Below are 12,435 nucleotides of genomic sequence, written 5' to 3' on the forward strand. Positions count from 1 at the left end.
CCCTCGGTAATGTCGAACACGCAGAGTTCATCGAATTGCCCTCTCCGCGCCCGAAGCGGAGGGGGCAATTCTGTATGGTTGAGCGCGGTACAGTTGGGGAAGCTGCCTCGCTTCGCAAGGTCGGCGCATATGAGTTCGCGCCCGGGGCCCGACAAGAAGCAGCCAAAGTAACCGGTACTTTTGAGCCGTTTATGGCGTTTACCGGGCCCGACTTGCCCTGGATCTGCGTAAATCCTTCACATATTTCCGATCAGCCGTGCCCGGAATTCTCGTCGGATTGACCTGTTGCAGACGGCAGTTGGACGGATACATTCAGCCGCGGTCGACGCGTTCCGGCGCACACCCCCAACCGTTGGGGGGTGAGGTCTGACCCGGATCCGCGAAGTGCGGGTCTGTGCAAGGGCCAGTAATAGGGGAGTTAGGCATGGCTCAGGGCACCGTCAAATGGTTCAACGCGGAGAAGGGGTACGGCTTCATCGCGGTCGACGGTGGTGCGGATGTATTCGTCCACTACAGCGCGATTCAGATGGACGGCTACCGCACCCTGGAAGAGGGTCAGCGGGTCGATTTTGAGATCTCGCAAGGCCAGAAGGGGCCGCAGGCGGACATGGTCCGGCTGGCGACCGGCTGAAGCACGCGCCGACTTACTGCGACGTTCTTCTTCCGAAGGGCTCGTACCTCCCGGGTACGGGCCCTTCGGCATGTCCGGTGCCGGCCGCGGGTCGGCGGGGGGCGCCTCAAGGTCATCGGGCGCCCCCGCCTCGCACCCCCTCCCACCTGCGGATCATTGAGAGGCGCTTGCACTCGCATGGGTCGAGTGCTAATCATTGGCGTTAGCACTCTGATGGTGAGAGTGACAACGAGGACCGGGTCAGTGAGGCCCGCAGGCCGGGTGGGGCAAGGAACCACGAGGTCTGCAGGCCGTCCGTCGCGGGCGCAGGCGCGGTCCTGGAGATTCCACCCCAGTCCGGGAGGACCACTTCACATGGCCAAGATCATCGCGTTCGACGAGGAGGCACGGCGCGGTCTCGAGCGCGGGATGAACCAGCTCGCCGACGCCGTCAAGGTAACCCTTGGCCCCAAGGGTCGTAACGTCGTCCTAGAGAAGAAGTGGGGCGCCCCCACGATCACCAACGATGGTGTTTCCATCGCCAAGGAGATCGAGCTTGAGGACCCGTACGAGAAGATCGGCGCAGAGCTGGTCAAGGAAGTCGCCAAGAAGACGGACGACGTCGCCGGCGACGGAACGACCACGGCGACCGTGCTCGCCCAGGCGCTGGTCCGCGAGGGTCTGCGCAACGTAGCCGCCGGCGCCAACCCGATGGCTCTCAAGCGCGGTATCGAGAAGGCCGTCGAGGCCGTCTCCGGTGCCCTTCTTGAGCAGGCCAAGGATGTCGAGACCAAGGAGCAGATCGCTTCCACGGCCTCCATCTCCGCCGCCGACACCCAGATCGGCGAGCTCATCGCCGAGGCGATGGACAAGGTCGGCAAGGAAGGCGTCATCACCGTCGAGGAGTCCCAGACCTTCGGTCTTGAGCTTGAGCTCACCGAGGGTATGCGCTTCGACAAGGGCTACATCTCGGCGTACTTCGCCACCGACATGGAGCGTATGGAGGCCGTCCTCGACGACCCGTACATCCTGATCGCCAACTCGAAGATCGCCAACGTCAAGGACCTGCTCCCGCTCCTTGAGAAGGTCATGCAGGGCGGCAAGCCGCTGCTGATCATCGCTGAGGACGTCGAGGGCGAGGCTCTGTCGACGCTGGTCGTCAACAAGATCCGTGGCACCTTCAAGTCCGTCGCCGTCAAGGCTCCGGGCTTCGGCGACCGCCGCAAGGCCATGCTCGGCGACATCGCCATCCTCACGGGCGGCGAGGTCATCTCCGAGGAGGTCGGCCTGAAGCTGGAGAACGCGGGTCTGGACCTGCTGGGCCGTGCCCGCAAGGTCGTCATCACCAAGGACGAGACCACGATCGTGGACGGCTCCGGCTCCGCCGACCAGGTCCAGGGCCGGGTCAACCAGATCCGCGCCGAGATCGAGAACTCGGACTCGGACTACGACCGCGAGAAGCTCCAGGAGCGCCTGGCGAAGCTGGCCGGCGGCGTGGCCGTCATCAAGGCCGGTGCCGCCACCGAGGTCGAGCTCAAGGAGCGCAAGCACCGCATCGAGGACGCCGTTCGCAACGCGAAGGCGGCCGTCGAGGAGGGCATCGTCGCCGGTGGTGGCGTGGCTCTGCTCCAGGCTTCCTCGGTGTTCGAGAAGCTTGAGCTCACGGGTGACGAGGCGACCGGCGCGAACGCCGTGAAGCTCGCCCTGGAGGCCCCGCTCAAGCAGATCGCCGTCAACGGTGGTCTTGAGGGTGGCGTCATCGTCGAGAAGGTCCGCAACCTGCCCGTCGGTCACGGCCTCAACGCCGCGACCGGTGAGTACGTGGACATGATCGCCGAGGGCATCATCGACCCGGCGAAGGTCACGCGCTCTGCCCTGCAGAACGCCGCCTCCATCGCCGCGCTGTTCCTCACCACCGAGGCCGTCATCGCCGACAAGCCGGAGAAGGCTTCGGCCGGCGCCGGCGCCGGCGGCGGCATGCCGGGCGGTGACATGGACTTCTGAGCCCCGGCTCAGTAGTTCTTCGCAGCCACGCGAGAGTTCTTCGCAGCACGCGAACGAGGGCGGCATCCCGGAAACGGGGTGCCGCCCTCGGGCGTGTCCGGGGTCACAGAGGTGGGTGTCGGAGCGCAGGAATGCCGCGATCGCCGAGATGGTTGAGCCGGGGAGTGATTCATGCGCATGCACATACCCAGTGGGATGTGCAATCCCCTCCCCCCCACGAGGAGCCCCCACGTGACTGTCGCCCCCTCCGCCTCCCGCGCCGCCGAGGTTCTTTCCCGGCCCGTCGCCCTCAACGGCCTGACCGTTCCGAACCGGATCGCGATGGCGCCGATGACCCGGCAGTTCTCACCGGGCGGGGTTCCGGGGGAGGACGTGGCGTCGTACTACGCCCGCCGTGCCGCCGCCGGTGTCGGTCTGATCGTCACCGAGGGCACGTACGTGGACCACGAGTCGGCCGGGAACAGCGACCGGGTGCCGCGGTTCCACGGGGAGGAGCAGCTCGCCGGGTGGGCGAAGGTCGCCGCGGACGTGCACGCGGCGGGCGGGACGATCATGCCGCAGCTCTGGCACATCGGCATGGTGCGCTCCGCCGGGGATCAGCCGTTCACGGACGCGCCCGCGGTCGGCCCCTCCGGCCTGCGCCTCGACGGCACCGCCGGCCAGGGCAAGGAGATGACCCGGGCCGACCTCGACGACGTCATCCAGGCCTTCGCCGACGCCGCTGCCGCCGCTGAGCGCATCGGCTTCGACGGGGTCGAACTGCACGGCGCGCACGGCTACCTGCTCGATCAGTTCCTGTGGGCGGGCACCAACCGCCGCACGGACGGGTACGGCGGTGACCCCGTCGCCCGTACGAAGTTCGCCGCGGAGATCGTGGCCGCGGTGCGGGCGGTCGTCTCGCCGGACTTCCCCGTCCTCTTCCGCTACTCGCAGTGGAAGCAGGACGTCTACAAGGCGCGCCTGGCGGAGACCCCGGCGGAGCTCGGTTCCCTGTTGGAGCCCCTCGCCGCGGCCGGCGTGGACGCCTTCCACGCGTCGACGCGCCGCTACTGGCTGCCGGAGTTCGACGGCTCCGACCTGAACCTGGCCGGCTGGACGAAGAAGCTCACCGGCAGGCCCGTCATCACCGTCGGCTCGGTCGGCCTCGACGGGGACTTCCTCAAGGGCTTCCGTGGCGAGGGCGCGCCGGTCAAGGGCATCGACGACCTGCTCGACCGGCTGGAGAACGAGGAGTTCGACATGATCGCGGTCGGCCGCGCGCTGCTCCAGGACCCGGAGTGGGCCGTGAAGGTGCTGGGCGGGCGGTTCGGTGAACTGGAGGCGTTCAACGCGTCGGCGCTGCGCTCGCTCAGCTGATTTCGGGTGGGCGCGCGCATTCGGCTGCGGGCCGGTGGGGGTTGGCCCACGGGATTGCGCAGTTCCCCGCGCCCCTAGGTATCCAGAGGCGCGGGTAACTGCGCAGCGGGGGGGGGCGGGGGCGGAGCCCCAGGCGGTGACGGAAGCGAGGTCAGGGCTTCGGGGACAGGTGCTGGGTTGTCCACTTCTCGAAGGAGGTCAGTTCGATGCCGAGGTCCCTGGCGTACTGGGGGCGGCCGGGCTGGCCGACCACGTTCAACCGCTCGTGCGAGGCGCCCATCGGCGGCATGCCCGCGGCCAGTGCCTCCTCCTCCGTCATGTCCGGCGCGGGCAGACGCACGCCGAGCGCCCCGGAGAGGATCTCGGCGATCCGCGCCATCGACAGGTAGTCGCTGGCCAGTTCCAGCTCGACGCGGTCGAACCGTTCCGGTGCGGCGACGGCCGCTGCCGCCGCCGTACCGACGTCGTCCACCGCGGCGAGGGACAGGCGGGTGGTGGGCTTGAGCACGCTCACGATGCCGCCCTCGACGCCGCGCGGGAACAGGAACCGCATCGAGGGGAGGAAGTTCTCCATGAAGAAGCCCGGCTTGAGCAACGTCCAGCGGGGGAAGCCGGCCTCGCGGAGCCGGTCCTGGATCGCCCGCTTCGCCTCCAGCGTGGCCGCCGTCGACGCCCACCGGCCCTCCGCCCAGCCGGGGTCCTGGGTGTGCTGACCGGCACCGCTGACGGAGGTGTGCACGAACTGCGGCACACCGGCCGCCCTGGCGCCCTCGATGAGGTTGACGCCCTGCCTCACCTCCCCGTCGAAGTCGAAGCCGTCCTCTGTGATGCCGGGCATCTGTACGGAGAAGACCGCGCGGACGCCTTCCGAGGCGCGGGCCACGGAGTCGCGGTCGTGGAGGTCGCCGGTGACCAGCTCCGCGCCGAGCGCCTCGACGGCCTTGGCGCGGGTCGTGGCCGGGTCGCGTACCAGCGCCCGTACGGGCACGCCCGCCGTGAGCAGGGCGCGGGCGGTTGCCCCGCCCTGTCTGCCGGTGGCGCCCGTGACCAGGACGGGTGCGGGGTCTGAGCCGGTGTTCTTGGGCATGCGAGTGCTCCTCCGAGGTGCTGACGCAGCAAAACGGCGGGGCCCGCCGTTTCCTCTTCACCTAAGATATGGCGGGGCCCGCCGTTTGACAAAGCACGAGGTGAGATCCGATGCCCGATCGTCAGCGCGCCGATGCCAGGCGCAACTACGCGCGCATCCTCGCGGTGGCCGAGGAAGAGGTCGCCGCGCGCGGGGCGGATGCGTCCCTGGAGCAGATCGCGCGCACCGCGGGGGTCGGGTCGGCCACGGTTCGCCGGCACTTCCCGACGCGTCGCGCGCTGCTGGAAGCGGTCTCGCGGACGCGGATCGAGGCACTCTGCGTGCGCGCCGAGGAGCTGACGGATCAGGGCGACAGCAGGGATGCCCTGCTGGAGTGGATGGGTGAAGTCGTCGCCTACTGCGTCTCCGCGCGGGGGCTGGCCGCCGCGCTGACGTACGACGGGTCTCCGGCCGACCCGGTGCACGACAACTCGTGCTCGCGGTCGTTGGAGGAGGCGGGGGGCCCGCTGCTCCGACGTGCCGTGCGGGACGGCGCGGTGGCGGCGGGCGTCACCGTCGCCGACCTGATCACGCTCGCTGTCGGCGTCGTGCTGGCAACGGAACACCACCGGGACCCGGCGGCGGAGGCGGACCGGTTGTTCCGGCTGGCGGTGGTGGGGCTGAGTCCGCCGCGTGGGGGCGCGGGCTGAGGTCGCCGGGCGGGGGTGGCGGCGCGGGCCGGGCAGGTTCGCGCCAAAATTGCTGACAATTTTGTGGGCGATTCGCTCGGTATGGCGGCGGACCAGGCAGGACGTGGGTGTTCGGGCCGGTGGCCGATTCCCTGTGCTGTCGCCGAAGGGGGAGGGGAAGTCCTCGGAAACGGCTGGTGCACTGGGTGCTTCGAGCCGTGCTTGAGGACAGGATCGACGACAGGAGACGGACGTGAAGCGCAGAGCAGCGGTCATGGGACTTACCGCGGCGACCGTGGGGACGGCGGCCGGGTTCGGTTCCGGGGCGCGGGCCGCCACGCAGGACCGGCGGGGCGTCACGCGGGACCGGCAGGGTGTCACGCAGGACCGGCGGGCCGGGACCGGAGCGGGGGCGGGGGCTCCGGTGGATCTGGTCTTCGATCCGGACGCCTACGCCGAATCCACCCTCACCATCAAGGACACCGGCGGCGTCGCCCACGAGGTCGCGTACCGCTTCTACAAGGTCGCCTCCTACGTGGCCAAGCCGGTCGACGCGGCCTACCAGTCCCTCAACGTCAGCGTGCCGGTGAGGATCGACGGCACGACCGTCGACGCCACGGGCGCGCCCATCCTCCTCGCCAACGGCATCGGCGGGTACATGCCGTCGTCCGTGGCGAACAACACCGGGATCGTCGCGTCCGGGATGGGCGGCGGAACCAGCCGCCAGGCGCTCGCGCTCGCCGCCGGGTACGTCGTCGTGGAGCCCGGCGCCCGCGGTCGTACGCTCGTCGACGCCTCGGGGGTCCACTACGGCACGGCGCCGGCCGTCATCGTCGACCTGAAGGCCGCCGTGCGGTACCTGAAGTTCAACAGGGGCCGCGTCCCGGGCGACGTACGGCGGATCGTCTCGTCCGGGGTCAGCGCGGGCGGGGCCCTGTCCGCACTGCTCGGCGCGTCCGGTGACAGTCCGCTCTACGACCCGTACCTGAAGGCGATCGGCGCGACCGACGCGAGCGACGCGATCTTCGCCGCCGGTGCCTGGTGTCCGATCATCGACCTCGAACACGCCGACATGGCGTACGAGTGGTGCTGGGGCGCCAACCTGCTGAGCGGCGGCGCGCAGGTCGATCAGACCGTCTCCGGAGAGCTGAAGGCCGCGTACGCCGAGCACCTGGCCTCGCTCGGGCTGCGGGCGAAGGGCTTCGGCGCCCTCACCGCGCGCAACCTGGACGCGTACCTGCTGCGGACGCATCTGGAGCCGTCGGCCACGCGGTACCTGGCGGCGCTGCCGGACGCGGACCGGGCCGTCTATCTCGCCGCGAACCCGTTCATCACCTGGTCCGGCGGCGGCTCAGGCGGACGGGCCACCTTCTCCTGGGACGGCTTCCTCACACATGTGGGCGCCCGGAAGAAGAACGCGCCGTCGTTCGACGGCTTCACCCTGGCCACGCCCGAGAACAACCTGTTCGGCACGGGGACCACGAAGGCCCGGCACTTCACGCTCTACAGCCTGCGGCACGAGAGCGGCGACAGCGCGCGCCTGGACGCCGACATCCCCGGGAAGCTCGACCTGATGAACCCGATGCACCACCTCGTCGAGAACCTCAACCGCAGTCGGGCGAAGCACTGGTGGATACGCCTCGGCACCAAGGACACCGACACCTCGCTCTCGATCGCGGGCAACCTGTCCGCGCGTCTGACGAGCCTCGGTGACGACGTCGACACCGCCTACTACTGGGACGCGGGGCACGGGGCCGACCAGGATCCGGGTGCCTTCGTCGAGTGGATCGGGAAGGTCTCGGGCTACCGGCCCCAGCTCTAGTTCCAGCCCTGCTTCCGGCTCTGTTTCCGGCTTCGGTTCCAGCTCTAGAGGTTTCCCATCGGTTCGATGTCGACCTTCACCGGTGTGCCCCAGATGCGCAGCACCTCGTAGTCCGTGAACTCGTGGACCAGCCGGTAGGCCATGCTCGGGCGAGGGCTCCGGCGCTGTGCGGCGAGATACAGCTCGGCCTCCTGCTTGTCGCGGCGGGGCGTGCCGCAGAGCTGCCAGGCCTGGCCGGTCCACATCTCCGGCAGCCAGCGCTGCTGGGGCTGGGGCCGGTCGCCCCGGACGCCGTAACGGGACTTGGTACGTTCCGAACCCTCGTCCGGGGCCGTCGGGCGGCCCTGCGGGAAGGAGTCCTGGAACGAGTCGTTCACCTTCGAGCGGCGGGCGAGGCGGCGGCGGGTCTCGCACAGCAGGCACAGGTCGAGGGCGTCCTCGTCCACCGGGCCCGTGGGGTGTTCCGCGCAGCGGGTGGTGGGGGCCGCGGTGGTGACGGTCTCGTCCAGGAGGTCCAGGGCGCGCTTCAGGTCCGCCTTCACCTCGTGGAGCTTGGCGTCGGGCATCTCGGTGGAGAGGGCGTCTCCGTGCTCGCCCAGCACGCGGAGGGCTCTGCCCAGGGCGGTCAGTTGCGCGTGGTTCACGGTCTTGGGGTCCCTTCCGTTTGGCTCCACCAGCCTCGCACGAGGTACTGACAGCGCCCCTGTGAAGGGGCGGTCAGGGCTGGCGGGTCGTTGCCAGGGCCTCGCGCAGGTGGCCGTTCGTCTCCTTGAGGAGGTGGGCGGCCGTGGGGGCGTCCACGGTGCCCAGGATCGTGAGGATCGCGTTCTTGACCTCGCCGTCCGTCGCGGCCAGGGCCGCCTCGATCTCCTCGTCGGAGGCACCCGTGGCGAGCGCGACGATACGGCGTGAACGCGCCCGCAGCTTCTCGTTCGAGGCGCGTACGTCGACCATCAGGTTCCCGTACGTCTTGCCCAGGCGGATCATCGTGATCGTCGAGAGCATGTTGAGGACGAGCTTCTGCGCCGTGCCCGCCTTCAGCCGGGTGGAGCCCGTGAGCAGCTCGGGACCCACCACGACCTCGATGCCGTGGTCCGCCGCTGCCGCCAGCGCGCTGTCCGCGTTGCAGGACAGGCCGACCGTGAGGGCGCCGAGCGCGCGGGCGTGTTCCACCGCGCCGATCGCGTACGGGGTGCGGCCCGAGGCGGAGACACCGACGACCGTGTCGTCCGCCGTGAGGTTCAGCGCGGACAGGTCCGCGACGGCCAGTTCCGCGGAGTCCTCCGCCCCCTCGACCGACGTCGTCATCGCGGCCGGACCGCCCGCGATCAGCCCGACGACCTCGGTCGGGTCCGTGTTGAACGTCGGCGGGCACTCCGACGCGTCCAGCACGCCGAGCCGGCCGGCGGTGCCGGCGCCGGCGTAGACGAGCCGGCCACCGCGCCCCATCCGCTCCGCGATGGCGTCGATCGCGGCCGCGATGTCCGGCAGCCGCGCGGCGACGGCGGTCGGCACGGTGGCGTCCTCACCGTTCATGATCTTCGCGATGTCGAGCGTCGGCAGTCGGTCGATGTCGGAGTGCTCGGGGCGGAACGCCTCCGTGGTCAGGCCCTCCAACTCGGCCCGCACGCTGCGGTGTCCGGAGGACGAGGGGGCGTCGGTGGCGTCGGCGCTTGAGGTCATGTACGGCGACTCTCTCTGGTACGGGCGGGACGGATCGTGTTGCTCTTCACGGACGCGGGGAACACCGCAATCCTTCGTCTTTCAAGGGGCGCGGGGGAACGGCGCAATCTTTTGTCTTTGAAGGGGCGCGGGGGAACGGCGCAATCTTTTGTCTTTGAAGGGGCGCGGGGAACGGCGCAGTCTTTCGCCTTTCAGGGGGCGCGGGGAACGGCGCAATCTTTTGGTCTTGAGGGGCGCGGGGAACGGCGCGACCGGCCCCCACCGGCCCGCGGACGAACACCCCGCCCTCCCTAACGCGGCGTACTGCGATGCCGGTGGGCCAACGCCTCGTACGACGCCGACAGCGCCGGCGCCGCCGTCTCGTACGTCCGTTGCGCGACCCCGATGAACAGGCAGTCCACCACCAGCAGTTGACTCGTCCGGGACGACATCGCCGCCGGCCGCAGCTCGCTCTCCCGGGCCGTGGACGTGGTCAGGATGTGATCCGCGTACTGGGTCACGGGCCCGTCCGGCCGTCCCGTGATCGCGATCGTCGTGGCCCCGTGCTCGAACGCGACCCGCAGCGGCTCGATGACGTCGCCGGTGGCCCCGGAGTGCGTGATCGCGATCGCCACGTCCTTGGCCCGCAACTGCACGGCGTTGGTCACGGCGAGATGGGGGTCGTGGTGCGCGTGGGCTATGAGGCCGATGCGCAGCAGCTTCTGGGTGAGGTCCTGGGCGACCAGGCCGGACGCCCCGACGCCGTACACGTCGATACGGCGGGCCGCCGCGAGCGCCCCGACCGCCGCGCCCAGCTGGACCGTGTCCAGTGCGGCCGCGGTGTCGGCGAGCGTCTGCTGCTCGTCGTAGGCGAGCTTGGCGACGACGTCCGCGATCGGGTCGTCGACCGCGATGTCGGCCGTCACGGCGGGGGCGCGGCCCGACTGTTGCTGGGCGGCGAGGCCGGCGAGGGCGAGGCGCAGGTCGCGGTAACCGGGGTAGCCGAGGAGGCGGGCCGTGCGGACGACTGTCGCCTCGCTGGTGCCGGTCAGTTCTGCGAGGCCGGTGACCGTGAGGGCGGCGCAGCCTGCGGGGTCGTGGGCCACGGCTTCTGCCACTCGCTGCATGGAGCGGGTCATCGAGGGGGCGAGGGTGCGGACCTTTGCGGCGAGGGCTGCGGGGGGTGGCGGGGGTTCGCCCGCGAAAATTTCCTTCACTTCTTGGGTCACGTATGAAAGATATTTTCGGGTGGGGGGAGGGTCAAGGGGTGGGTCGGTGGGTGCGGGTCGGTGGGGCTGGTTGCGCCGTTCCCCGCGCCCCTTGCAAGACTGCGCCGTTCCCCGCGCCCCTCAAGGCCAAAAGATTGCGCCGTTCCTCGCGCCCCTGAAAGACGAAAGACTGCGCCGTTCCCCGCGCCCCTTTGAAGGCGCAGGACCGGGCCGTTGGCCGCGTTCCTCGAACGCCCCTGGCGCACAATGGGTGTATGGAATCATCCGTCGCTCCTCTCGAACAGGCTCTTCATGCGGCTCGGGCCCTGGTGATCGCTGATCTTGTGGCGGGGGAGGTCGCGGAGGCCGATGTCGTGTCGATGGTCGAGGAGTCCGTCGTGCAGCGGCGGTGGTGGGTGGAGCAGTGGCCCGAGGGCGTCGAGTACGTGGCCGGGCTGGTCGCCCAGGACGTACAGGACGCGTTGCTGGAGACGTACGGGCGCTGGCCGCTCTGCCCCGTCTGCGGCGACGGTGATCCGCATGCCCTGGAGGTGGAGCCGGAGCTGGGGCCCGACCCGCACTGGGTGTGTCACAAGGCCGGCGTGAGCGTCGCCCCGGTGGGTGCGCTCGGTCCGGCCATGGGCAGTGGGGCGAGTTCTTCGTGACCGTGTACATCGACCCGCCGGACTGGCCGGGGCACGGCCGCATGTGGTCCCACCTCGTGAGTGACGTGTCGTTCGACGAGCTCCATGAGTTCGCGCGGCGGCTGGGCGCCCCCGCCCGCGCCTTCGAGCGCGATCACTACGACATCCCCTCGCACCGGTACGAGGACGCCGTACGGGCCGGCGCGGTGCGGGTGCGCAGCCGCGAGGTCGTCCGCATCCTGCACGCGTCCGGGCTGCGCAGGCCGAAGGGGCGGCCCGGCTCAGCCGCGTAGCTCGTACGCGTACTGCTCCCCGTCGTCGTCCACCGTGCCCACCCGGGTGAAGCCCACGCGTGAGATCACGCCCTGGGAGGGGGAGTTGGTGCGGTCCACCGTCGCGAGCAGGTACGTGACGTCCTCGCGGGCCAGCGCCCAGGCGGACATGGCGCGCAGGGCCTCGGTGGCGTAACCGTTGCCGCGGGCCGCCCCGGCCAGGTCGTAGCCGACCTCGGCGCGGCCCTCGTCGTCCGGGGCGCCGTGGAAGCCCATGCCGCCGACCGCGCGGCCGTCCTCACGCCGGACGAGGACGAACATGCCCCACTCGGGGCGGTGCACCCCGGCCTCGTACGCCTTTACGACCATGCCCGCCGCGTCCCGCGTGCCCTGGAAGGGGCCGCCCTCGATCCACTCGAAGCCGCCGGTGCCGCCCGTGGTGAGGTCGGCGGCGGCTGCGGGGGTGACGCCCTGGAGGGTGAGGCGTTCCGACGGTATGACGAGGTTGTTGCTCCACCGCCAGGTGGTGAGGGGCGCGCGGCCGGGCAGTTCACCGCGGCCCGTGGCCCACAGGAGGGTCCGCCAGTGGTCGGGGCCGGGTTCGGGGCGCACGTGCGGGAAGATCCGGGTCAGCACGTCGGCGCAGAGCGCGGCCGGCGGCTCGTACGCGATTCCGAGACCTTCGGCCACGTCGTGCGTGTGCAGAAGCACCTCGGCGACACCCATCGCGGCGAAGCCCTCACGGTTCGCGCTGCGGAAGGGGTACGGGTGGAAGGCCCGCGCCTCTCGCGGGGTGGTGCGCACGGCGGCGGCGAGGAGGGCGCCGGTCGCCTCGACGACCTGGAGGACGTCCTCGGGGTTCTCGCACTCGTCGAAGGTGATGTCGAAGGGTACGTAGCGGTCGGCGGGGCGGCCCGCCAGCTGGCCCGCGTACGAGACGAGGTCCGACGCGATGTGCTCCGCCGTGCTGCGGCAACTCCATTCGAGACGGCCGGCCTTGACGTCCCAGTCCCGGTCGGTCGCGCCCCGCAGGGCCGCCACGGCACCCGAGACGGCCTCTTCCACCTGGTCCCCACCCATGGCTCGCATGCCGGTGAGGATA

12 protein-coding genes are annotated in these 12,435 nt (G+C 70.4%); 7 read left to right on the forward strand and 5 right to left on the reverse strand.

The window, feature by feature from the left end:
- Positions 1-424: 424 nt before the first annotated feature.
- The 3 genes from ACH4DZ_RS26015 to ACH4DZ_RS26025 all read left to right on the forward strand — a co-directional run bounded on the left by ACH4DZ_RS26015 (position 425) and on the right by ACH4DZ_RS26025 (position 3,970).
- Entirely contained in the window at positions 425-631 is a 207-nt protein-coding gene (locus ACH4DZ_RS26015) for a cold-shock protein (RefSeq protein ID WP_007493268.1), read from the forward strand.
- 354 nt (positions 632-985) lie between these two features.
- Positions 986-2,614, forward strand: a complete 1,629-nt coding sequence (gene groL / locus ACH4DZ_RS26020) for a chaperonin GroEL (protein ID WP_107015329.1) — start codon at positions 986-988, stop codon at positions 2,612-2,614.
- Positions 2,615-2,809: 195 nt separating this feature from the next.
- Positions 2,810-3,970, forward strand: coding sequence for an NADH:flavin oxidoreductase (locus tag ACH4DZ_RS26025; protein ID WP_398290007.1), 1,161 nt, complete (start codon positions 2,810-2,812; stop codon positions 3,968-3,970).
- A 151-nt stretch (positions 3,971-4,121) separates the two neighbouring features.
- Here the strand turns inward: ACH4DZ_RS26025 and ACH4DZ_RS26030 are convergent, their stop codons facing one another.
- Positions 4,122-5,057: an NmrA family NAD(P)-binding protein gene (locus ACH4DZ_RS26030; protein ID WP_398289723.1), complete on the reverse strand. Its 936-nt coding sequence runs from the start codon at positions 5,055-5,057 to the stop codon at positions 4,122-4,124.
- Between the two features lie 110 nt (positions 5,058-5,167).
- Here ACH4DZ_RS26030 and ACH4DZ_RS26035 point away from each other — a divergent pair, with 110 nt between their 5' ends.
- Positions 5,168-5,746: a TetR/AcrR family transcriptional regulator gene (locus tag ACH4DZ_RS26035; RefSeq protein WP_398289724.1), complete on the forward strand. Its 579-nt coding sequence runs from the start codon at positions 5,168-5,170 to the stop codon at positions 5,744-5,746.
- A gap of 232 nt (positions 5,747-5,978) precedes the next feature.
- A complete protein-coding gene (locus tag ACH4DZ_RS26040) occupies positions 5,979-7,547 on the forward strand; it encodes a subtype B tannase (RefSeq protein WP_398289725.1) in 1,569 nt (522 codons plus the stop codon).
- Positions 7,548-7,591: 44 nt separating this feature from the next.
- Here ACH4DZ_RS26040 and ACH4DZ_RS26045 read toward each other — a convergent pair whose 3' ends face one another.
- From ACH4DZ_RS26045 to ACH4DZ_RS26055, 3 genes are all read right to left on the reverse strand, one after another.
- Positions 7,592-8,191, reverse strand: a complete 600-nt coding sequence (locus ACH4DZ_RS26045; RefSeq protein WP_398289726.1) for a hypothetical protein — start codon at positions 8,189-8,191, stop codon at positions 7,592-7,594.
- 73 nt (positions 8,192-8,264) lie between these two features.
- Positions 8,265-9,230, reverse strand: a complete 966-nt coding sequence (gene murQ, locus ACH4DZ_RS26050) for an N-acetylmuramic acid 6-phosphate etherase (protein ID WP_398289727.1) — start codon at positions 9,228-9,230, stop codon at positions 8,265-8,267.
- A 290-nt stretch (positions 9,231-9,520) separates the two neighbouring features.
- The gene (locus tag ACH4DZ_RS26055) at positions 9,521-10,438 is read right to left on the reverse strand and encodes a MurR/RpiR family transcriptional regulator (RefSeq protein WP_398289728.1); all 918 of its coding nucleotides are present in this window, start codon (positions 10,436-10,438) and stop codon (positions 9,521-9,523) included.
- Positions 10,439-10,692: 254 nt separating this feature from the next.
- Between ACH4DZ_RS26055 and ACH4DZ_RS26060 the strand changes: the two genes are divergently transcribed.
- Together ACH4DZ_RS26060 and ACH4DZ_RS26065 are read left to right on the forward strand one after the other, a co-directional pair.
- Entirely contained in the window at positions 10,693-11,082 is a 390-nt protein-coding gene (locus ACH4DZ_RS26060; protein ID WP_398289729.1) for a hypothetical protein, read from the forward strand.
- The gene (locus ACH4DZ_RS26065; RefSeq protein ID WP_398289730.1) at positions 11,079-11,354 is read left to right on the forward strand and encodes a DUF4031 domain-containing protein; all 276 of its coding nucleotides are present in this window, start codon (positions 11,079-11,081) and stop codon (positions 11,352-11,354) included. Before ACH4DZ_RS26060 ends, ACH4DZ_RS26065 begins: the two co-directional genes overlap by 4 nt.
- Here the strand turns inward: ACH4DZ_RS26065 and ACH4DZ_RS26070 are convergent.
- On the reverse strand, positions 11,343-12,422 hold the full coding sequence (locus tag ACH4DZ_RS26070) for a GNAT family N-acetyltransferase (RefSeq protein ID WP_398289731.1): 1,080 nt from the start codon (positions 12,420-12,422) through the stop codon (positions 11,343-11,345). The genes ACH4DZ_RS26065 and ACH4DZ_RS26070 overlap by 12 nt on opposite strands.
- Positions 12,423-12,435: the final 13 nt, after the last annotated feature.

The organism is Streptomyces sp. NPDC017991, from assembly GCF_044328075.1.
Classification (GTDB): Bacteria; Actinomycetota; Actinomycetes; order Streptomycetales; family Streptomycetaceae; genus Streptomyces.